General features: G+C 61.5%; 18 protein-coding genes. 3 read left to right on the top strand and 15 right to left on the bottom strand.

Going from position 1 to position 19,673, the window contains the following annotated elements:
* Positions 1–13 precede the first annotated feature (13 nt).
* From ACZ1HA_RS20465 to ACZ1HA_RS20440, 6 genes are all read right to left on the bottom strand, one after another.
* A complete protein-coding gene (locus tag ACZ1HA_RS20465) occupies positions 14–430 on the bottom strand; it encodes a F0F1 ATP synthase subunit epsilon (RefSeq protein WP_436398001.1) in 417 nt (138 codons plus the stop codon).
* A gap of 12 nt (positions 431–442) precedes the next feature.
* The gene (gene atpD / locus ACZ1HA_RS20460; RefSeq protein WP_472715206.1) at positions 443–1,867 is read right to left on the bottom strand and encodes a F0F1 ATP synthase subunit beta; all 1,425 of its coding nucleotides are present in this window, start codon (positions 1,865–1,867) and stop codon (positions 443–445) included.
* 19 nt (positions 1,868–1,886) lie between these two features.
* Complete coding sequence (locus ACZ1HA_RS20455; protein WP_472715205.1) at positions 1,887–2,762, bottom strand: F0F1 ATP synthase subunit gamma; 876 nt, start codon at positions 2,760–2,762, stop codon at positions 1,887–1,889.
* Positions 2,763–2,777: 15 nt separating this feature from the next.
* Positions 2,778–4,316: a F0F1 ATP synthase subunit alpha gene (atpA, locus tag ACZ1HA_RS20450; RefSeq protein WP_436398007.1), complete on the bottom strand. Its 1,539-nt coding sequence runs from the start codon at positions 4,314–4,316 to the stop codon at positions 2,778–2,780.
* Positions 4,317–4,877: a F0F1 ATP synthase subunit delta gene (locus tag ACZ1HA_RS20445; protein WP_375228888.1), complete on the bottom strand. Its 561-nt coding sequence runs from the start codon at positions 4,875–4,877 to the stop codon at positions 4,317–4,319.
* A gap of 303 nt (positions 4,878–5,180) precedes the next feature.
* The gene (locus ACZ1HA_RS20440) at positions 5,181–5,915 is read right to left on the bottom strand and encodes a hypothetical protein (RefSeq protein ID WP_375228889.1); all 735 of its coding nucleotides are present in this window, start codon (positions 5,913–5,915) and stop codon (positions 5,181–5,183) included.
* 64 nt (positions 5,916–5,979) lie between these two features.
* On the opposite strand from ACZ1HA_RS20440, the gene gloB reads away from it, so the two are divergent.
* Entirely contained in the window at positions 5,980–6,747 is a 768-nt protein-coding gene (gloB, locus tag ACZ1HA_RS20435) for a hydroxyacylglutathione hydrolase (RefSeq protein WP_472715204.1), read from the top strand.
* A 173-nt stretch (positions 6,748–6,920) separates the two neighbouring features.
* Complete coding sequence (gene clpA / locus ACZ1HA_RS20430) at positions 6,921–9,242, top strand: ATP-dependent Clp protease ATP-binding subunit ClpA (protein ID WP_472715203.1); 2,322 nt, start codon at positions 6,921–6,923, stop codon at positions 9,240–9,242.
* A 165-nt stretch (positions 9,243–9,407) separates the two neighbouring features.
* Here clpA and ACZ1HA_RS20425 read toward each other — a convergent pair whose 3' ends face one another.
* From ACZ1HA_RS20425 to ACZ1HA_RS20415, 3 genes are all read right to left on the bottom strand, one after another.
* Entirely contained in the window at positions 9,408–11,399 is a 1,992-nt protein-coding gene (locus ACZ1HA_RS20425; protein WP_472715202.1) for a peptidoglycan -binding protein, read from the bottom strand.
* A gap of 2 nt (positions 11,400–11,401) precedes the next feature.
* A complete protein-coding gene (locus ACZ1HA_RS20420; RefSeq protein ID WP_472715201.1) occupies positions 11,402–12,592 on the bottom strand; it encodes a biopolymer transporter ExbB in 1,191 nt (396 codons plus the stop codon).
* Positions 12,593–12,667: 75 nt separating this feature from the next.
* Positions 12,668–13,198 carry a gamma-glutamylcyclotransferase gene (locus ACZ1HA_RS20415; RefSeq protein ID WP_472715200.1) on the bottom strand — a complete coding sequence of 177 codons (531 nt, stop codon included), beginning with the start codon at positions 13,196–13,198 and terminating at the stop codon, positions 12,668–12,670.
* Between the two features lie 64 nt (positions 13,199–13,262).
* Here ACZ1HA_RS20415 and ACZ1HA_RS20410 point away from each other — a divergent pair, with 64 nt between their 5' ends.
* Positions 13,263–14,267 carry a DUF2125 domain-containing protein gene (locus ACZ1HA_RS20410; protein WP_472715199.1) on the top strand — a complete coding sequence of 335 codons (1,005 nt, stop codon included), beginning with the start codon at positions 13,263–13,265 and terminating at the stop codon, positions 14,265–14,267.
* A gap of 32 nt (positions 14,268–14,299) precedes the next feature.
* Here ACZ1HA_RS20410 and ACZ1HA_RS20405 read toward each other — a convergent pair whose 3' ends face one another.
* The 6 genes from ACZ1HA_RS20405 to ACZ1HA_RS20380 all read right to left on the bottom strand — a co-directional run bounded on the left by ACZ1HA_RS20405 (position 14,300) and on the right by ACZ1HA_RS20380 (position 19,549).
* Complete coding sequence (locus tag ACZ1HA_RS20405; protein WP_472715198.1) at positions 14,300–15,049, bottom strand: extensin-like domain-containing protein; 750 nt, start codon at positions 15,047–15,049, stop codon at positions 14,300–14,302.
* On the bottom strand, positions 15,046–15,966 hold the full coding sequence (locus ACZ1HA_RS20400) for a prephenate/arogenate dehydrogenase family protein (RefSeq protein ID WP_472715197.1): 921 nt from the start codon (positions 15,964–15,966) through the stop codon (positions 15,046–15,048). The genes ACZ1HA_RS20405 and ACZ1HA_RS20400 overlap by 4 nt, the downstream gene beginning before the upstream one ends.
* Positions 15,963–17,048: a histidinol-phosphate transaminase gene (gene hisC / locus ACZ1HA_RS20395; RefSeq protein ID WP_472715196.1), complete on the bottom strand. Its 1,086-nt coding sequence runs from the start codon at positions 17,046–17,048 to the stop codon at positions 15,963–15,965. Before hisC ends, ACZ1HA_RS20400 begins: the two co-directional genes overlap by 4 nt.
* 54 nt (positions 17,049–17,102) lie before the next feature.
* Positions 17,103–18,035 (bottom strand): DMT family transporter, encoded by a 933-nt coding sequence (locus ACZ1HA_RS20390; protein WP_472715195.1) that lies wholly within the window; start codon positions 18,033–18,035, stop codon positions 17,103–17,105.
* Between the two features lie 112 nt (positions 18,036–18,147).
* On the bottom strand, positions 18,148–18,768 hold the full coding sequence (rpsD, locus tag ACZ1HA_RS20385; RefSeq protein ID WP_375228899.1) for a 30S ribosomal protein S4: 621 nt from the start codon (positions 18,766–18,768) through the stop codon (positions 18,148–18,150).
* A 208-nt stretch (positions 18,769–18,976) separates the two neighbouring features.
* Positions 18,977–19,549, bottom strand: coding sequence for a DNA-3-methyladenine glycosylase I (locus tag ACZ1HA_RS20380; RefSeq protein WP_436398027.1), 573 nt, complete (start codon positions 19,547–19,549; stop codon positions 18,977–18,979).
* Positions 19,550–19,673: the final 124 nt, after the last annotated feature.

The following is a 19,673-nucleotide window of genomic DNA, read 5'->3' as shown; positions in this document are numbered from 1 at the left end:
TCTGTGCTGCGGTTCAGACGCTGATGTGATCGCCCACGGCCACCATATCGGCGAGCAGCTTGGCGGCATCATCGACCGGACCCGGTTCGTTGGCAAAGACCTCCTTGGCATTTGCCAGCGCTTCTTCGGCCTCTTTGACCATCGCGTCATGATCGTCTTTGGTCATCTCAGCCTTCGGGATCGCGCGTTCGGCCAGCACCGAGATACCCTCGGCGCTGATCTCTGCAAAACCGCCGGTGACCACGTAGTCCGTGGTCCCGTCGGGGCCTTCCGCGCTGAGCACACCCGGGCGCAGTGTGGTGATGGTGGGCGCGTGGCCCGCCATCGCCGTCATGTCACCGTCGGCACCCGGAATCTGCACCGCGGTCACCTGCGCAGAGGCGAGGCGGCGTTCCGGTGAGACGAGGTCGAACTGGACTGTATCTGCCATGGGTCAGGCTCCTTAAGCGGCGTCGGCCGCCATTTTCTCAGCTTTGGCTTTCACTTCCTCGATGCCGCCAACCATATAGAAGGCACCTTCGGGGAGGTGGTCATATTCGCCGGCCACAACTGCCTTGAAGGACTCGATGGTCTCTGCAAGCGGCACCTGCACACCGTCAGAACCGGTGAAGACCTTGGCCACGTCGAACGGCTGCGACAGGAAACGCTGGATCTTACGCGCACGGGCAACGGTCAGCTTGTCCTCTTCGCTGAGTTCGTCCATGCCGAGGATCGCGATGATGTCCTGAAGCGACTTGTAGCGCTGCAGGATACCCTGCACGTCACGGGCAACGGCGTAGTGCTCTTCGCCCACAACCGCCGGGTCCATCAGACGCGATGTGGAATCGAGCGGGTCAACCGCCGGGTAGATGCCCAGCTCGGAAATGGCACGGGAAAGAACCGTTGTCGCGTCGAGGTGCGCAAAGGATGTCGCGGGCGCGGGGTCGGTAAGGTCGTCCGCCGGAACGTAAACGGCCTGCACCGATGTAATGGAGCCTGCTTTGGTCGATGTAATCCGTTCCTGCATCGCACCCATGTCGGTCGCGAGTGTCGGCTGGTAGCCCACAGCGGAAGGAATACGGCCCAGCAGAGCGGACACCTCGGAACCCGCCTGTGTAAAGCGGAAGATGTTGTCCACGAAGAACAGAACGTCTGTACCGGACTGGTCACGGAACTGCTCGGCCAGTGTCAGACCGGTCAGAGCAACACGCATACGCGCTCCGGGAGGCTCGTTCATCTGACCGTACACGAGGGCCACCTGCGAGTTCTCCAGGTTTTCGGGGTCGATCACGTTGGATTCGATCATCTCGTGGTAGAGGTCGTTGCCCTCACGGGTCCGCTCCCCCACACCGGCGAATACGGAGTAGCCCGAGTGCACTTTGGCGATGTTGTTGATCAGTTCCATGATGAGAACGGTTTTACCAACGCCCGCACCGCCGAAGAGGCCGATCTTACCACCCTTGGCGTAGGGGGCGAGAAGGTCGATCACCTTGATGCCGGTTTCCAGCACCTCGGAGGTGGTGGACTGTGCCGCGAACTCCGGCGCGTCCTGGTGAATGGAGCGCTTTTCGTCAGCGTTCACCGGGCCCTGTTCGTCCACAGGCTCGCCCACGACGTTCATGATGCGGCCCAGTGTGGCGTTACCAACAGGGATGGAGATCGGACCGTCGGTGTCGGTCACGTCCTGACCGCGCACGAGGCCTTCGGTGGAGTCCATCGCGATGGCGCGCACGGTGTTCTCACCAAGGTGCTGCGCAACCTCAAGAACCAGGCGGTTGCCGTTGTTGTCTGTTTCAAGCGCGTTGAGAATCTCCGGCAGGTGATCCTCGAACTGGACGTCGACGACCGCGCCGATGACCTGTGTAAGTTTGCCGACTGCATTTGCCATGTCGTTTCTCCGGTTTGTTCTACAGCGCTTCCGCGCCGGAAATAATTTCGATCAGCTCGTTGGTGATGACAGCCTGACGCGAGCGGTTGAACTCGATGGTCAGCTGGTCGATCATTTCGCCTGCGTTGCGGGTCGCGTTGTCCATTGCGGACATCCGTGCACCCTGTTCGGAGGCGCCGTTTTCCAGCAGAGCAGAGAAGATCTGTGTCGCCACACCGCGCGGCAGAAGATCGGCGAGGATCGCCTCTTCGTCCGGTTCGTAGTCGAACAGTGTAGACGCCTCTTCCCCTTCAGCCTGCTCGAAGCTGGCCGGGATGATCTGCTGTGCTGTCGGGATCTGGCTGACCACGTTCACGAACTTCGCATAGAAGATCGTGGCGACGTCAAACTCGCCACCGTCAAAGCGCGCAAGCACGTCTTTGGCGATACCCTGAGCATCCGCATAACCGATCCGCTTGACCTCGGTGAGGTCCACGTGACCGATAAAGAACGATCCGAAATCACGCTTGAGCTGGTCGCGGCCCTTTTTGCCGACAGTGAGGATTTTGACTTCCTTGCCCTCGGCCTGCAGTTTGGCTGCATGGGTTTTCGCCAGCTTGGCGATGTTCGAGTTGAAGCCGCCGCACAGACCCCGCTCGGAGGTCATCACGACCAGAAGCTGCACCTTGTCGCTGCCGGTACCCGACAGCAGTTTGGGTGCGGAATCAGAGCCCCCCACGGACGCGGCAAGGTTCGCCATGACCGCATTGAAACGCTCTGTGTACGGGCGCGACTGTTCGGCAGCCTCCTGCGCGCGGCGAAGTTTCGCCGCGGCAACCATCTGCATGGCCTTGGTGATCTTGCGGGTCGATTTGACCGACTCGATCCTGTTTTTCAGGTCCTTAAGACTTGGCATTGCCTATCTCCCGCTTCAAGCGAAGTCGGCGGCGAAACCGTCCAGAGCAGCCTTGATCGCGTCGGCCAGATCGTCTTTCACCTTACGGTCGTTGTTGGTGATGTCGTCCAGCAGGTCCTGATGCTTGGCACGCAGGTGCGCCAGCAGACCGGCCTCAAAACGACCCACGTCTTTGACGTCGACCTTGTCGAGGAAACCGTTGGTGCCTGCGAAGATGACGCAGACGATTTCAGCATTTGTCAGCGGCGAATACTGTGCCTGCTTCATCAGCTCGGTCAGACGGGCGCCACGGGCCAGCAGCTGCTGGGTGGAGGCGTCGAGGTCGGAGCCGAACTGCGCAAAGGCTGCCATTTCGCGGTACTGCGCGAGGGACAGTTTCACAGGACCCGCCACAGAGGACATCGCCTTGGTCTGCGCCGAGGACCCCACGCGGGAGACCGACAGACCGGTGTTCACGGCCGGGCGGATACCCTGGTAGAAGAGTTCGGTTTCAAGGAAGATCTGCCCGTCGGTGATCGAGATCACGTTGGTCGGAATAAACGCGGACACGTCACCACCCTGGGTTTCGATGATCGGCAGAGCCGTCAGCGAGCCGTTGCCTGCGTCATCACCCAGCTTCGCGGAGCGTTCCAGAAGGCGGGAGTGGAGATAGAAAACGTCACCCGGGTAGGCTTCACGTCCGGGCGGACGGCGCAGCAGCAGGGACATCTGACGGTAAGACACGGCCTGTTTGGAGAGGTCATCATAGATGATCAGCGCGTGGCGGCCGTTGTCGCGGAAGTGCTCTGCCATCGCAGTCGCGGCGTAGGGTGCCAGGAACTGCATCGGTGCAGGCTCAGAAGCTGTCGCGGCCACAACGATTGAATATTCAATCGCGCCGGTCTCTTCGAGCTTTTTCACCAGCTGCGCCACGGTGGAACGCTTCTGGCCGATCGCCACGTAGACGCAGTAGAGCTTCTTGCTCTCGTCGTCGCCGGCGGCGTCGTTGTAGGATTTCTGGTTCAGGATCGCGTCGAGCGCCACAGCGGTTTTACCGGTCTGACGGTCGCCGATGATCAGTTCGCGCTGGCCACGGCCAATGGGGATCATGGAGTCAACGGCCTTGAGGCCTGTCGCCATCGGTTCGTGCACGGATTTACGCGGGATGATGCCCGGCGCTTTCACGTCTGCAACGAGCGATTTGGAGGCGTTGATCGGGCCTTTGCCGTCGATCGGGTTGCCGAGGCCATCCACAACGCGGCCCAGCAGTTCGTCACCGGCCGGCACGGACACGATGGAGTTCGTGCGCTTGACGGTGTCGCCTTCTTTAATGTCGCGGTCGGAGCCGAAGATAACCACACCGACGTTGTCGGATTCGAGGTTCAGCGCCATACCCTGGATACCACCGGGGAATTCGACCATTTCACCGGCCTGCACGTTGTCCAGACCGTACACACGCGCGATACCGTCACCGACGGACAGCACACGGCCCACTTCGGCCACTTCGGCTTCCTGACCGAAGTTTTTGATCTGGTCTTTCAGGATCGCAGAAATCTCTGCTGCTTGGATACCCATTTATCCGACCTCTTTCATTGCATTCTGGAGGGAATTCAGTTTCGAGCGGATCGACGTGTCGATCATGCGCGAACCAACTTTAACAACAAGACCGCCGATGAGGCTTTCATCGACGGATGCTTTGAGTGTCACGTCTTTGCCAGTCGAGGCTTTCAGCGTTTTTGCGAGCTTGTCCGACTGGGTTTTTGTAAGGGCTTTCGCGGAGACCACCTCGGCGGTGACCTCGCCTTTGTCTGCGGCAATCAGGTCCTCAAGTGTGGACAGCAGCTGCGGCAGGACAAAGAGGCGTCGTTTCTGCGCCATCAGCGCCAGTGTGTTGGCGGTTGTGTCCGACAGGCCCATTTTCTGCGCGATAGCAGCAATAGCACCGGCCTGTTCGTCTCGTGTGTAGACAGGCGATTGGATCAGCGCGTCAAAATCTGCACTGTCGCTCATCGCGCCCTGCAGTGCCGCAATGTCTGATTCCAGTGCTTTGACGGCTTTGCCTTCTTTTGCGATCTCAAAGACCGCGGTGGCATAGCGCGTGGCAATGCCTGTGGAGATCGAAGCTGGTTCTGACACGTCCACCCTTCCGATGTTCTGGCCCCAGATATGCGAAAAGAACGCGTCACCGGAGTTGTTGGCGCGGCTTGAATCAAGTCAAGACGTCGAAATCAGCGGTGATGTAACAGACGTTACCACACCCCGCAACAGATGATCGCAACGGGCTCTGAGGGGTCTTTTTCCATGTTTTCAGACCCTTGGCACAGGTGCGACGGTTTGGCAGGTCAGAAAGTTCACAAAAACGGTGAAATATACCGTGCCCGGTGCGATTCCCGTGCTGCAAATTCGCGCATTTCGCTGCTTTTCACCCGTGATCGGTGCTCAGGCACCGGGTGCCGCCGGTTTCAGCACACCGACCGCACTGGCACGGGGCGCGCGTGACACCCTGCCCTTGGGCGGATAGACCAGTTTTGTCGCCTCAACCATAAAGGCACCGCCGGCCATCATCGTCGGCATGCGCCGTCCGATATTCTCAAAGGCCGGGCCGGATTTCATCCACCAGCGTTTTGACGATGGCACCTGATAAAGCGCACCCAGGTGACGTTCCGGCAGGAACTGGTGTTTGCGCAGCTGCGTTTCCAGCTGGCCCGGCGAATAGGGCCGTCCGAAACCAAAGGGAGTGCGGTCGCGCCGCGCCCAGAGCCCCGCGCGGTTCGGCACAATAAAGAGCGCCCGCCCGCCCGGTCCCAGCACCCGCCAGCATTCTTCCAGCAGATCAAAGGCCCGCTCTGAGGTTTCCAGCCCGTGCAGCAGCACCAGCTTGTCCACATGGCCGGTTTCGATAGGCCAGTGAGTCTCTTCGATCAGAGCAGACACGTTTTCCATTGCGGCAGGCCAGGGCATAACACCCTGCGGCCCCGGCATCAGGGCCATCACCCGCCGGGCATCTTTCAGATAGGGGCGCAGCAGAGGTGCCGCAAAGCCGTAGCCCACCACCGTCTGGCCCTGCGCTTCGGGCCAGATTTCCAGCATCCGGCCACGCAGGCTCGCCTGAGCCGCACGGCCAAGCGCGGAGCGATAATAGAAATTCCGCAGGTCCTGCACATCCAGGTGCATTGCAGCCGGTCCCGTGTTGGTTCAGTGTCTGGATATAGTGTCGCAAAACTGCCGGAGAATGACCATGGCCCCAGAAATTGTCACAATACCCTGCCTGAGCGATAACTACGCCTTTCTGATCCATGACGCAGCAGCCGGACGCACGGCCCTCGTGGATGTACCCGAAGCGGCCCCGGTGCTGGCCGCCCTGGAGGACCGCGGATGGCAGCTGGATGAGGTCTGGATTACACATCATCACGATGATCATGTTCAGGGACTGGGCGCTGTTCTGAACGCCCATCCAGCCCGGGTTACAGGCGCTGCCGCCGACGCGCACCGCCTGCCCGCGCTGGACCGGCAGGTAGCAGATGGAAATCTTTTTGATTTTGCAGGCCACGGGGTGCGCGTGATGGATGTTTCCGGGCACACGAACGGTCACATTGCCTTTTATTGCGAGGCCGCAGGCGCCGTCTTTACCGCCGACAGTCTTATGGCACTGGGATGCGGGCGGCTGTTTGAAGGCACGCCGGCGCAGATGTGGGCGTCTTTGTCCGCCCTGATGCAGCTGCCATCCGAAACGCTGGTCTGTTCGGGCCATGAATACACCGCAAGCAATGCTAAGTTCGCGTTAACTATTGATCCGGATAATCCTCAACTTATATCACGCAGTGAGCAGATCACGGCGGCGCGGGCCTCCGGGATCCCTACTGTCCCTTCAACTCTGGCCCTCGAACTGGCGACCAACCCGTTTCTGAGAGCTACTGACCCGGACATCCGCAGGCGCCTTGATCTGACCGACGCGCCGGACGTGGACGTCTTTGCCGAAATCCGCGCCCGCAAGGACGCATTCTGACGCCTGTATCGTGACCAGCATGACGGCTTCACACAATTTGTGACCGTCAGATCAAAGAAAAACTTGAAGCCGGGCTGCGATCAACCAAACTCTAATACTATGAGGCCATGGTTGGCTGAGGGGCTGGCATTCATCAGCCCTCCCACCGACCCCGATCAGAAGGAGCACGCGCCGTGCCTTCATTCTCGACCACACTGGAACAGGCAATCCACTCTGCCCTGGCGCTCGCCAACGCACGCCAGCACGAGTTTGCCACCCTCGAGCATCTTCTTCTTGCCCTGATTGACGAGCCCGACGCGACCCGCGTGATGAAGGCCTGCAGCGTCGATGTTGACGATCTGCGCGCCACACTGGTGGAATTCGTCGATGAGGATCTGAGCAACCTTGTAACGGATGTGGACGGCTCCGAAGCCGTACCGACAGCCGCATTCCAGCGGGTCATCCAGCGCGCCGCGATCCATGTGCAGTCCTCGGGCCGCACGGAAGTCACAGGCGCCAATGTGCTGGTGGCCATTTTCGCCGAGCGCGAGAGCAATGCGGCCTATTTCCTGCAGGAGCAGGACATGACCCGTTATGACGCGGTGAATTTCATCGCACACGGTGTCGCCAAAGACCCCGCCTATGGCGAGCAGCGTCCCGTTTCCGGCGCCCCCGAAGCCGAAGAAGAGGCCCAGGGCGTGACCGAGGGCGAGAAAAAAGAGAGCGCGCTCGAAAAGTACTGCGTGGATCTCAATGCCAAGTCGCGTGAAGGCGATATTGACCCGCTGATTGGCCGCGATGCCGAGGTAGAACGCTGCATTCAGGTGCTGTGCCGCCGCCGCAAGAACAACCCGCTGCTGGTGGGCGACCCGGGCGTGGGCAAAACCGCCATCGCGGAGGGGCTCGCACGCAAGATCGTTGCGGGCGAGACGCCTGAGGTTCTTGCCGAGACAACCATTTATTCGCTCGACATGGGCGCATTGCTGGCCGGTACCCGGTACCGGGGTGATTTTGAGGAACGCCTCAAAGCAGTGGTCGCGGAACTCGAGGATCACCGGGATGCGGTCCTCTTTATCGATGAGATCCACACAGTGATCGGCGCGGGTGCCACATCCGGCGGTGCAATGGATGCGTCCAACCTGCTGAAACCCGCGCTTGCAGGCGGCAAGCTGCGCACAATGGGGTCAACAACCTACAAGGAATTCCGCCAGCACTTTGAAAAGGACCGCGCGCTGAGCCGCCGGTTCCAGAAGATCGACGTGAACGAGCCTTCTGTCGAGGACGCGGTGAAGATCCTGCGCGGTCTGAAACCTTACTTTGAGGATCACCATTCGGTGAAGTACACTGCTGATGCGATCAAGACGAGTGTGGAGCTGGCATCACGGTACATCAATGACCGCAAATTGCCGGACAGTGCCATCGATGTGATTGATGAGGCCGGTGCCGCGCAGCATCTGGTGGTGGCAGCCAAGCGTCGTAAGACGATCGGCACAAAAGAGATCGAGAACGTGGTTGCCAAAATCGCGCGCATTCCGCCCAAGAACGTGTCCAAAGACGATGCTGAAGTGCTGAAGGATCTGGAAGGATCTCTGAAGCGTGTGGTGTTTGGCCAGGACAAGGCCATTGAAGCCCTCTCATCGGCAATCAAGCTGGCGCGTGCCGGTCTGCGGGAGCCGGAAAAACCGATCGGCAACTACCTCTTTGCGGGCCCGACCGGGGTCGGCAAAACCGAGGTGGCCAAACAGCTGGCGGATACGCTGGGTGTTGAGCTGCTGCGGTTTGATATGTCCGAATACATGGAGAAACACGCCGTATCGCGCCTTATCGGTGCACCTCCGGGCTATGTGGGCTTTGATCAGGGCGGCATGCTGACGGACGGTGTCGATCAGCATCCGCATTGCGTGCTCCTGCTCGATGAGATGGAGAAAGCGCACCCGGATGTCTATAACATCCTGTTGCAGGTGATGGACCATGGCAGGCTGACCGATCACAATGGACGCACAGTGGATTTCCGTAATGTCGTGCTGATCATGACATCGAACGCGGGTGCAGCGGAGCAGGCAAAAGAAGCTATCGGCTTTGGGCGCGACCGCCGCGAGGGTGAGGATACTGCCGCGATTGAACGGACGTTCACGCCAGAGTTCCGCAACCGTCTGGACGCAGTGATCAGCTTTGCACCGCTGCCCAAAGAAGTCATCCTGCGCGTGGTTGAGAAGTTCGTGCTGCAGCTTGAGGCCCAGCTGATGGACCGCAACGTCACCATCGAACTGACCAAGCCTGCCGCCGAATGGCTGGCTGAACGAGGCTATGACAGCAAAATGGGCGCGCGCCCGCTGGGCCGCGTGATCCAGGAGCATATCAAGAAGCCGCTGGCTGAAGATCTGCTCTTTGGCAAGCTCGCCAAGGGTGGCGTGGTCCGCGTGGGCGTGAAGGCCGGCGAGATCGACCTGAAGATCGAAGGACCGGACAAGCCGCGTATCTCAGGCGACAAGCCGCCGCTGTTGACAGCAGAATAAGAAACAACAAGGCCCCGCCCTTCACAGCGGGGCTTTTTTCGTCGGCAGGTGAGCCGGGACTGCCGGCTATTCCACAGCTGCCAGAGTTGCCCCCATGCGTCTGGTAAAACACACTGGTCTCTGAACTGTCCTATCGGCTTGTCTGCGCGGGAAACGCACTGACTGTCAGCGTTCCGTGAACTTCAGTTCGATCCGGCGGTTCTGCGCACGGGCTTCCTCGGTATCGCCCAGCGCCACAGGCTGAAATTCCCCGAACCCGTTTGCCGCCAGCCGGTTGGGCGGAATGCCCAGCGCTTCGACCATATACCGCACCACTGACAGGGCACGGGCCTGGCTCAGCTCCCAGTTGTCTGCAAAAGCGCCGAAACCGGACAGCGGCAGATTGTCCGTGTGACCATCCACCCGGATGATCCAGTCAATACCGTCCGGGATTTCATCCGCGACCGCCGCGAGAATTGACGCGACCTTGGCAACCTCAGACTGACCTTCCAGCGACAGGTTCGCGCGTGCGGGCTCAAACAGAACCTCGGAGGAAAAGACAAACCGGTCGCCCTCGATCCGCACACCCTCCTGGGTGCCCAACACATCACGCAGCCGGCCAAAAAATTCCGAGCGGTACAGCTCCAGATCCTCAGCTTCTGCAGCAAGACGGGCCGCTTCTTCTTCCAGCCTGCGCCTTTCCGCTTCTTCCAGGTCGGCACGGCGGCGCTCTTCGGCGGCAACCCGCGCCAGAGCGGTGTTCAGGTCTGACCCCAGAGACTGCAGTTGCACCTGCTGCGCCGCGTCCCGTTCTTTTGCATCATCCAGCAGGGCCTGCAGCCCACCCAGCTGCGTGCGTAACGCCGCGACCTGCTGGTTCAGCAACTCCGTCTGACGCTGCGCCTCGGCACTTGCCGCTTCCTCTTCGGCCAGCGCACGCCGGGCTTCGGCAAGAAGTGCTGCGCGGCGCTCTGCATCTGTGCTTGTATCCTGCACCAGCGTTTCCGCCGCCAGCTTTGCCGCAAGGGCCTCGGCGAGGCGGGCCCGCAGGTCGGCCCTGTCCGTTTCGGCCAGAGACCGTGTTTCGTCAAGAGCGGACTCCGCCGCTACGCGGGCGGCCTCGGCGGCCAGCCGCGCGGCTTCTTCCTCTGCCGCAGCAGCCTGCGCATCAGACAGCTGCGCGTCTGCGGCCTGTAACCGGGTCCGCAGATCATCGGTTTCGGCCCGCAGTACATCTATCTTTGCGCGGGCAGTTGTCAGTTCCTGTGCAGTCTCTGCGCCTGTCGCCTGCGACCCCTCAAGCTGCAGCAGAGCCGCTGCGAGAGCCGTGTCCAGATCAGCCTCCGCCGCCCGCGCTGCAGCAAGCAGGGTCAGCGTATCCTCGGCCTCCTTGCGCTGTGCCTCCAGCGCCAGCGTCATGGCCGTCAGCTCCGCATCGGCGTTTTCAAGGCGCGCGCGCAGCGCTTCCGCAGCGGCCGCCTCCGCCAGCCGGGCGGCTTCTTCAGCAGAAAGAGCATCGCGGGTGTCATCGAGGGCCCCCGTCAGCTGGCCAATCTCTTCATTCGCAGCTGCGTTCTGTGCCCGGAGGTCCGCCACAAGCGCATCCAGTGCCTCACGCTGCGCAGCCGCCAGCCGCGCTGCTTCTTCCTGGGCATCCACTTCTGAGCGCGCCGCAGCGAGCGCCAGCGTCAGCGCGTCCTGCTCGCTGAGCAGATCCGCCTGCGCTGCCTCCAGAGCGTCACGCACCTCCTCAAGTGCTGCGATGTCGCCCAGGGCGGTGTCACGCTGCGCGATCAGTGCCGCAACCTGTGCCTCAAAGCTGGTGATGCGGGTTTCCGCCGCAGCCAGGGCCGCGGTCTGAGCGTCCCGCGTCGCCGTGAGCGCTGCGATCTGCGCCTGCGCGTCCGACAGGGAGGCATCCAGCGCGCCAACCCGGTTCCGCAGGTTTTCACTGGTCTGCTCCTCAAGACCGAGCGCCTGGGCCAGTGCGGCCACCTCACCTGCCAGCTGATCCAGTTCGGTTTCCTGTCCTGTGATCCTTTCGGTGAGGACAAACTGCACGATCATAAAAATCGTCAGCACGAACATCAGAACGAGCAGCAATCCCGTCATCGCATCCACGAAACCCGGCCAGATCGACGCCTGGAACCGCGCACCGGTACGTCGGGCGAGTGCCATGCTCAGCTGCCTCCGTCAGGGCGCCGCGGGGCTGCGGGGCGCGCGCGCCGGGCTTTAAGAGCTTCGGTCAGGCCCGCGATGTCACGGCGCAGCTCTGCCATGCTTTCCTGGCGACCGGCTGAGATTTCCTCAAGGATGCGCAGCATCTGGACGTCGATGGACCGCAGGCGCATGCGGCTTTCGGCATCGATGCCGTCACCGCCCTGACCCTGTGCCTCGATAAGGCTGATGAGCCGCTCCTGACCCGCCGCAACCCGTTCAAGCGCAGCATTGGTCGGATCAGCACCACCGATCCGCTGCGCCATGTGCTCAATGGCCCCGACAACTTCGCCCAGCCGTTGTTCCACTGCGGTGTTGCGCGCATCCGCACCAAGGAACATGGCCTGCAGCGCTTCCATCTGCTCCCCCATGTGGTCGACGACCACTGCCATGGTATTCCCGTCCGCAGCCGCCTCGTCACCGGACGAAAAGCCCACCCGCGTAATGCTGCTGAGCCATTCCTCAAGCTCGCGGTAAAAGCGGTTCTGTCCATGCCCTGCAAAAAGCTCCAGCAGGCCCACAATCAGCGAGCCCGCAAGCCCCAGAAGCGATGAGGCAAAGGCCACGCCCATCCCACCCAGCTGCGCCTCAAGGCCGGACATGAGCCGGTTGAACACTTCGACGCCGCCTTCACCATCGCCGGGTGCGAGGTTGCGGATCGTGTCGACAACAGCGGGGACCGTGGTGGCAAGGCCATAGAAAGTCCCCAGAAGACCTAGGAAAATCAGCGTGTTAACGATATAACGGGTGATTTCCCGGACTTCCTCGATCCGTGTGGCGACGGATTCAAGGATCGAACGGCTGGAGGTGGCACTCACCTGCATGCGAGCGCCACGCTGGCGCAGAAGGGCCGCAAGCGGCGCCAGAAGCTGGGGGGCCTTGATGCTGGAATCCAGCGTATCCGTGGCAAAACGTTCGATCCAGCGCACGGAGCCGATCAGCTGGAACACCTGATAGAAACAGGCGAAGACACCGATCACAAAGACGAACAGGATGAACCCGTTGAGGTAGGGGTTGGCCTCGAACACCGGCAGCACACGGGGCAACGCAAGAAAGGCGCCAAAGCCCGACAGCGCCAGCACAATCAGCATCAGGGAGATCTGACGGACAGGTTGTGAGAATACAGGTCTTATTTCCTGGTCCGGTAACGCCATGCGCCTTCCGCTCCTGACCGTTATTGTGCTGCTCTGCGCGCATTTAACCCGAAAAGATCGGGCAGCGCCAAGGAATTATGCGCCCAGCGCCCTGACGCGATGGCTGAGCCATTCCAGGTCCGGGTCATGCAGGCCAATGTCCGCCAGGTGCTGAGCCGTGTTATAGAGGTATTCGTCGTTCGGCCCCATGCCGCCGCGTGCACGCGCAATGATCTGCGCCTGTTCCTCCAGCAGCATCCCGCCACAATACTGAACATGATCCGGGTTGATCACATAGACCAGCGCTGTGACGCGGCGGTTGTCATGCAGGTCGATCTCCAGCTCACGTTCCAGATAGGCCGACGAGATCAGCTCCCGCTCGCGCAGATACGCCAGCGTTGTCTCTTCGCGCCCTTCCGCCACCGCCAGTGCCACGCCCTCGCAGGCATGCGCAGGATCCTCATCAAGCGCCAGAACGAGACCGGGAGCCTCTTCGGTGCCCCGGTGGTGGATGGAATGCATGCAGAACGAGCGTGCATAGCCCGGCAGGGTCGCAACCACCTGTTCGGCGACCTCAAAGCCAGGGTTCCACAGCAAACTGCCATATCCGAATACCCACATGGTCATCGTGCTGGTTCTCCTTGTCTGCTTTGCGTAAACCTTAAATTGCACCAAAGGAAAAGGGGGCAGAATGCGGCGGATCGTCTGGTTATTGCTCATCGCGGGCATTCTGTGGTCAGCTTGGTGGGGCATCACAGCTTTCGGCATCCGTACGGGCATTTACACGTGGTTCGAAGAGCGGCGCACGGAAGGCTGGCAGGCAGAGCTGGCAAACGTGGGCCTCAGCGGCTGGCCGCTCGATGTGACAGCTGACATCGCGGCGCCCGCGCTGGCAGATCCCGGCACCGGCGTCGCCTTTTCGGCCAGTGCGCTCACGCTGTCTGCGGCTACATGGTGGCCAGGCTACATCACGCTGTCGCTGCCGGATGACGGCATTGCGCTGGCCGGTCCGGAAGGACGTGCACAGCTGACGACTTCCGCCGCCATCGCCGGTCTGCGCCTGCATCCGGGCACTGCACTGGAACTTGAACGCCTACAGGCATACGCGGAAAACTGGGGCATCACCGGGGACGCAGGCGATCTGCTCTCCGGCGGCCCGCTGACCGCGTCGATGATTCAGGATCAGAACGATCCGCAGGCCTATGCCCTGAATTTTGATGCCAGTGCTGTCCGGCCCGGTTCGGTGCTGCGCGATGCGCTTTTTGTACCGGCGGACTGGCCCGTCACCTTTGACGCCCTGCGGCTGTCGGGTGATGTGGCATTCGACCGTGCCTGGGACATCACATCGGTCGAGGACGCCCGCCCGCAGCCGCGCCGTGTCCGGCTGGAACGCGCGGAAGCCATCTGGGGCGATCTGCAGATCAGGTTTGCCGCAGACATGACGGTGGATGCCGAAGGTGTGCCCGAAGGCCAGCTGAGCGTTCAGGTCCGCAACTGGCGTGATATTATCGCGCTGGCCGAGCGGGCCGGCACCCTGCCACCCGCGCTGGTGCCACAGGTCACGCGGACGCTTGAGACCTTTGCGGGTCTCAGCGGCAATACTGATGCCCTCGATCTGGATCTGACGCTGTCGGGCGGGCTGATTTCGCTGGGGTTCATCCCGCTGGGCCCCGCGCCGCGTCTGATCCTGCGCTGAGTCAGAACCCTTACGCAGATCACTGATCGGCGTCAGCGGCAGTAAGCACCGTTGAAATGCCGTGCCGTATCAAAATGAAAATGGTCCTGGTGAAAACGGTCCGACCCGGGGCCCAGCACGGTACCAAAGATGCCACAGGCGTCGCGATGCATGCTCTTGAGCGGCAGAAACCCGCGTTTGGAATTCCAGTCGCGCAGAACCGTAAGCTCCGTATCATCCCTCAGACGAAATCCGGAAATATCGATGGCCTTGCCCTTGCCGTGCTCGGAAATACGGGCACCGGACCGGTTATTGCGTGTCCGGCAGGCATAGTGACCGATGACGCGCATGGCCTTCAGCCCGCCCCCCGTATCACGCAGGCGCGGCACCGCAGATTCCTGCACCCAGTGGTTCAGTGTCAGAGCCGTCCGGCAGTCCATAACTGCGGCCGGGCTCAGCGATATTCCGGACACAGCCCGGACGCGTACGGCCTCCGGGATTCCGCACCCACGCGTGGGTGAACTTACCCGGCCAATGCTCACGCCCTGCACATCAGGGTTACCGCAAATGGCCCCCCGTTCGCGCAGCAATGCGGCCTCACGGCCCCGGCGCAAAACTGACTGCGGGCGTTCAACCGGACGCAGAACTCTCGACACTGCGCCGGACCGCGCCACAGGCGCCTGCGGTGCGGCCGTCTGCTCAGGACGCAGCTGGGGGCGCAGGGAGGTGTCCGGCCCGGCAGCCACGGCGGCCTGCGCCATGGCGATACCGCAGCACAACAGCAACAGACGCAGGTGCTTCACGGCTTTTTCGCGCCCCGGCCGAAATCCGGCGCATCCGTATCCTGGCCAGCCTCGATGATGCCGCGGCGGATGGCCCGGGTGCGCGTGAAATATTCGTGCAGATGGTCTCCGTCACCTGTGCGGATCGCTCGCTGCAGGGCAAACAGTTCCTCGGTAAAGCGGCCCAGGATTTCCAGGGTTGCATCCCGGTTGGACAGGAACACATCGCGCCACATGGTCGGGTCGCTGGCCGCAATCCGCGTAAAGTCCCGGAATCCGGCGGCAGAATATTTGATCACCTCGCTGTCGGTGACGCGCCGCAGATCATCGGCCACACCAACCATCGTGTAGGCGATCAGGTGAGGTGCATGGCTGGTCACCGCAAGAACCAGATCATGATGGTCCGCTTCCATCTCCTCGACGTTGCTGCCCAAGCCTTCCCAGTAGTGGCGCAGGCGGTCAACAGCGTCGCGATCGGTCCCCTCTGGCGGGACCAGCAGGCACCAGCGCCCGTCGAAAAGTTCGGCGAAACCGGATTCCGGCCCCGAATGTTCCGTGCCCGCGAGGGGGTGGCCCGGCACAAAATGCACGCCCGGTGGCAGGTGCGGCCCCACTGCGTTGATCACCTCACGTTTGACCGAGCCCACATCCGTGACTGTGGCACCGGGCTTCAGCGCACCGGCGATTTCCGCGGCAACATCCCCCATAACGCCAACGGGCACCGCAAGGACGACCAGATCTGCATCGGCAACGGCTTCGGCCATGGTGTCACAGACCCGGTCACACAGACCGATCCGGCGCGCGGTGTCGCGGGTGGCACTGCTGCGGGCATACCCGGTGGCCTCTCCGGCGAGGCCCGCGCGTTTCGTGGCCCAGAACATCGAGGAGGCGATCAGGCCCAGGCCAATCAGAGCCACACGGTTGTAAATGACGCTCATACCGCCCCCCGGAATGCGGCCAGTGCCGCGAGCACACGCGTGACATCCTCTGCGCTGCCCACGGTGATGCGCAGCGCTTCCGGAAACCCGTAGCCTTTGACGAGGCGTACGAGGATCCCGCTGGATTTCAGATGCGCATCCGCTGCGAGCGCTTCATCTTCATCCGCGAACCGGGCCAGCACGAAATTTGCGGCACTGTCATCGCAGGCAATGCCCAGCTGCCGCAGACCGCCGGTGAGCCGCACCCGCTGTTCGGCGTTGTCCTGAATGCACTGCTGAGCAAAGGCGCGGTCAAGCATGGCGGCCTTTGCGCCGGCAATGGCTACGGTCGAGAGGTTGAAGGGTCCGCGCACCCGGTTCAGCACGTCGATCACATCCTGCGCAGCATAGGCCCAGCCCACACGCAGACCGCCCAGACCATAGAGTTTGGAGAAGGTCCGCGTCATCACCACATTCGGGTGGCGATCCACAAGTGCCGCGCCACCGTCATAGCCCTCGGAAAATTCCGCATAGGCACCATCCAGCACCAGCAGGCATTCAGACGGCACCTCTGCGGCGAGCCGGGCAAGGTCGTCACTTTCCAGCGCGGTCCCTGTGGGATTGGCCGGATTGGCAATATAGATCAGGCGCGTCCGGTCGGTGATGCGTGCAATGAGCGCGTCTACGTCCACACGCCGGTCTTTTTCCGGTGCGGTCACGGGCGTCGCACCGGCAGAAAGCGCGAAAATCCGGTACATGGAGAACCCATGTTCGGGATAAAGAACCTCGTCACCCGGCCCGGCAAAGGCCATCGCCAGGAGGGTCAGCAGCTCGTCTGAACCCACACCGCAGATAATCCGTTCAGCGGCCAGGCCATGCACCCCAGCGATGGCCGCGCGCAGGTCCGCATGATCGGTGGAGGGATAACGATGCATGCCCAGAGCCGCCGCACTGACTGCCGCACTGGCGAGCGGGCTGCAGCCGAACGGGTTTTCATTCGAGCTCAGCTTGAGCGGATCTTTCTGGCCCTCGATTTTTGAGGCCCCGCCCTGATAAAGGGCGATATCCATAATGCCGGGTTGCGGTCGTGGCATGGTGGTCATCTCGTCATCTCCTGTCGCGCGGACACTACCGGGCTGCGTTGAGGAGCGCCACCGTCAACTCTGCGGAAAACCGCGGTCTTTTGCGCCATGTGGGCCGTTGGTGCCGGCGCGCCGTACGGGCCAGACCTCCAGCACACCCGCAACGAGCACGAGCGCCCCACCGGCCAGTTCTGCCGGACTGAGGTATTCACCGGCAAACCACGCCGCCGATGCGGCACCTACCAGCACTTCGGACATCAGCAGGATGCCCATCCGTGCCGGTTCAAGCCGCACCGTCGCCCACATCAGCGCGGCCATGAAGATACCCCACCAGACCGCGCCGGTCCCAAGCGCCAGCGCAGCAATGCCTGCCAGCGCCCCGGTCAGTTCCGCACCCGGCCAGGGCGCCAGCACGAAGGCGAGCGTGAGCGAGGCGGCACAGGCCCCGAATGCAAAGACGAAGACCGCTTCCGGTGGCGCGGGGGCCGGCGTGACCCGCATGCCCGTTGTCGCAACAGACCACATCAGACCGGAAATCAGTGCCAGCCATTCTCCAACAGATCGCGGCCAGGGCAACTGGCCATCCGCGCCGAGCATGATGCCAAGACCAATCAGTCCCAGCGCAATGGCGAAGAGCCGCAGGACCGGCGTGTGCCAGCCCATCACAAAACGTGCAATCAGCGTGCTCCAGACCGGTGTCAGGAAAAACAGGAGAATAATGATCGCAACGCGGCCGTAGACGAACCCTATGGAATAGAGCGCGAATGCGGCCCCGCCCAGCATGATCCAGCAAAGACCTGCCCCGGATGCGTGCCGCAATCTGAACCCGCGCAGAAAAACAACGGGCGTTGTGACAAGGAGTGCTGCCAGCGTGATCGCAACAGTGCCCCAGGCCCCGGACAGACCCTGCTCTTCCAGCGCCCGGACCGGCAGCCAGTAGAACCCCCACAGGATACCTGAGGCCACGACCGTCAGGCTGGCAATATTTGTGATGCGGTTGTCCGTCATATGGATTGCTTAGCGAAAACGGGGGCGGGCGCAAAGGCGGACCTGCCCCGCCCACGAAAAAACCGCGCAGCAGGCTGCGCGGTTCTGAATTTCTGGCGGTCTGCGAAGAAAATCAGTTCTTCGCGTAGAATTCGACCACGAGGTTCGGTTCCATCATGACCGGGTAAGGCACATCGCCCAGTGTCGGGGTGCGCACGAACCGCGCGGACATTTTGGAGTGGTCCGCTTCGATGTAGTCAGGCACATCACGCTCAGGCAGCTGTGTCGCTTCGATCAGCGCGGCCATCTGTTTGGAACGGTCACGTACTTCGATCACGTCGCCTTCTTTCACGCGGTAGGACGGGATGTTCACGATCTGGCCGTTCACACGCACGTGCTTGTGGTTCACGAACTGACGGGCGGCGAAAACGGTCGGCACGAATTTGGCGCGGTATACAACGGCGTCGAGGCGGCGCTCCAGCAGACCAATCAGGTTTTCACCTGTGTCGCCTTTTACACGCTCAGCTTCGGCATAGATGCGGCGGAACTGCTTTTCCGTCAGGTCGCCATAGTAGCCTTTGAGCTTCTGCTTGGCGCGCAGCTGGATGCCGAAATCAGACAGCTTTCCTTTGCGGCGCTGACCGTGCTGGCCGGGGCCATATTCGCGGCGATTTACGGGGGATTTGGGGCGACCCCAGATGTTTTCGCCCATGCGGCGATCGATTTTGTACTTGGCAGACGTGCGTTTGGTCACGGCTGATCTCCTCTTTCAGGTTTTAAGAGGGCGTTGTCCTCTGCCCGGATTTGGCCGGGCTGACAGGGAACCCCTTGCGGAGGCCACCAACACCAATGAAGCCGCGCTTATATCCGCGCAGGTTTGCTTGTCAATGCCGGAAGCGCGATCAGGAGCGGCCGGTCATCCCGATCCCTGTCAGTACGGTAACACCGGATTTGACCTGCTCTTATCTTTGCGCGAGCCGGGCGCATTTTTCATGGGCGTGACAGCTGACCAGATGGTCATTGACCATGCCCACCGCCTGCATGAAGGCATATACAATGGTCGGGCCACAGAACCGGAAACCTTCTTTCTTCAGATCTTTGGAGATCTGTTCCGACAACGGCGTAAAGGCAGGGACTTCTTCAGAAGTCTTCCATCTGTTCTGCAGGGGGGCGCCGTCGACATAATTCCACAGGAACCGGTCAAAACCCTCGCGCGCTTCGATCGTCTGCCAGACCTTCGCGTTCGAGATCGTTGCCTCGATTTTACCGCGATGCCGGATGATTCCCGGATTACCCAGCAGTTTCTCCACCTCTGCAGGTCCCCATGCAGCGATAATGTTCGGGTCAAACCCGGCAAAGGCTTCCCGGAAGTTCTCACGCTTTTTCAGAATGGTGATCCAGCTGAGCCCGGCCTGAAACCCATCCAGGATCAGTTTTTCCCACAGCGCCCGGCTGTCATATTCGGGCACACCCCAGTCAGTATCATGGTACTCAAGATAGATCTGTTCGGGTCCGGCCCAGCCGCAGCGCTCCATGAAATATCCCCTTCGGTATCTGTTCCGTGCATTTGAACAGAACACAGATAAAAATAGAACAAAATGAGAAAATTTACGGGGAATTAAGGTGTGTGGTGCAAATCTGACGCTGCAATAGTCAGGG

Source organism: Roseobacter sp. S87 (assembly GCF_055693285.1).
Note: the sequence above shows the minus strand (reverse complement) of the source record. Positions and strands in the feature narration are given on the sequence as shown.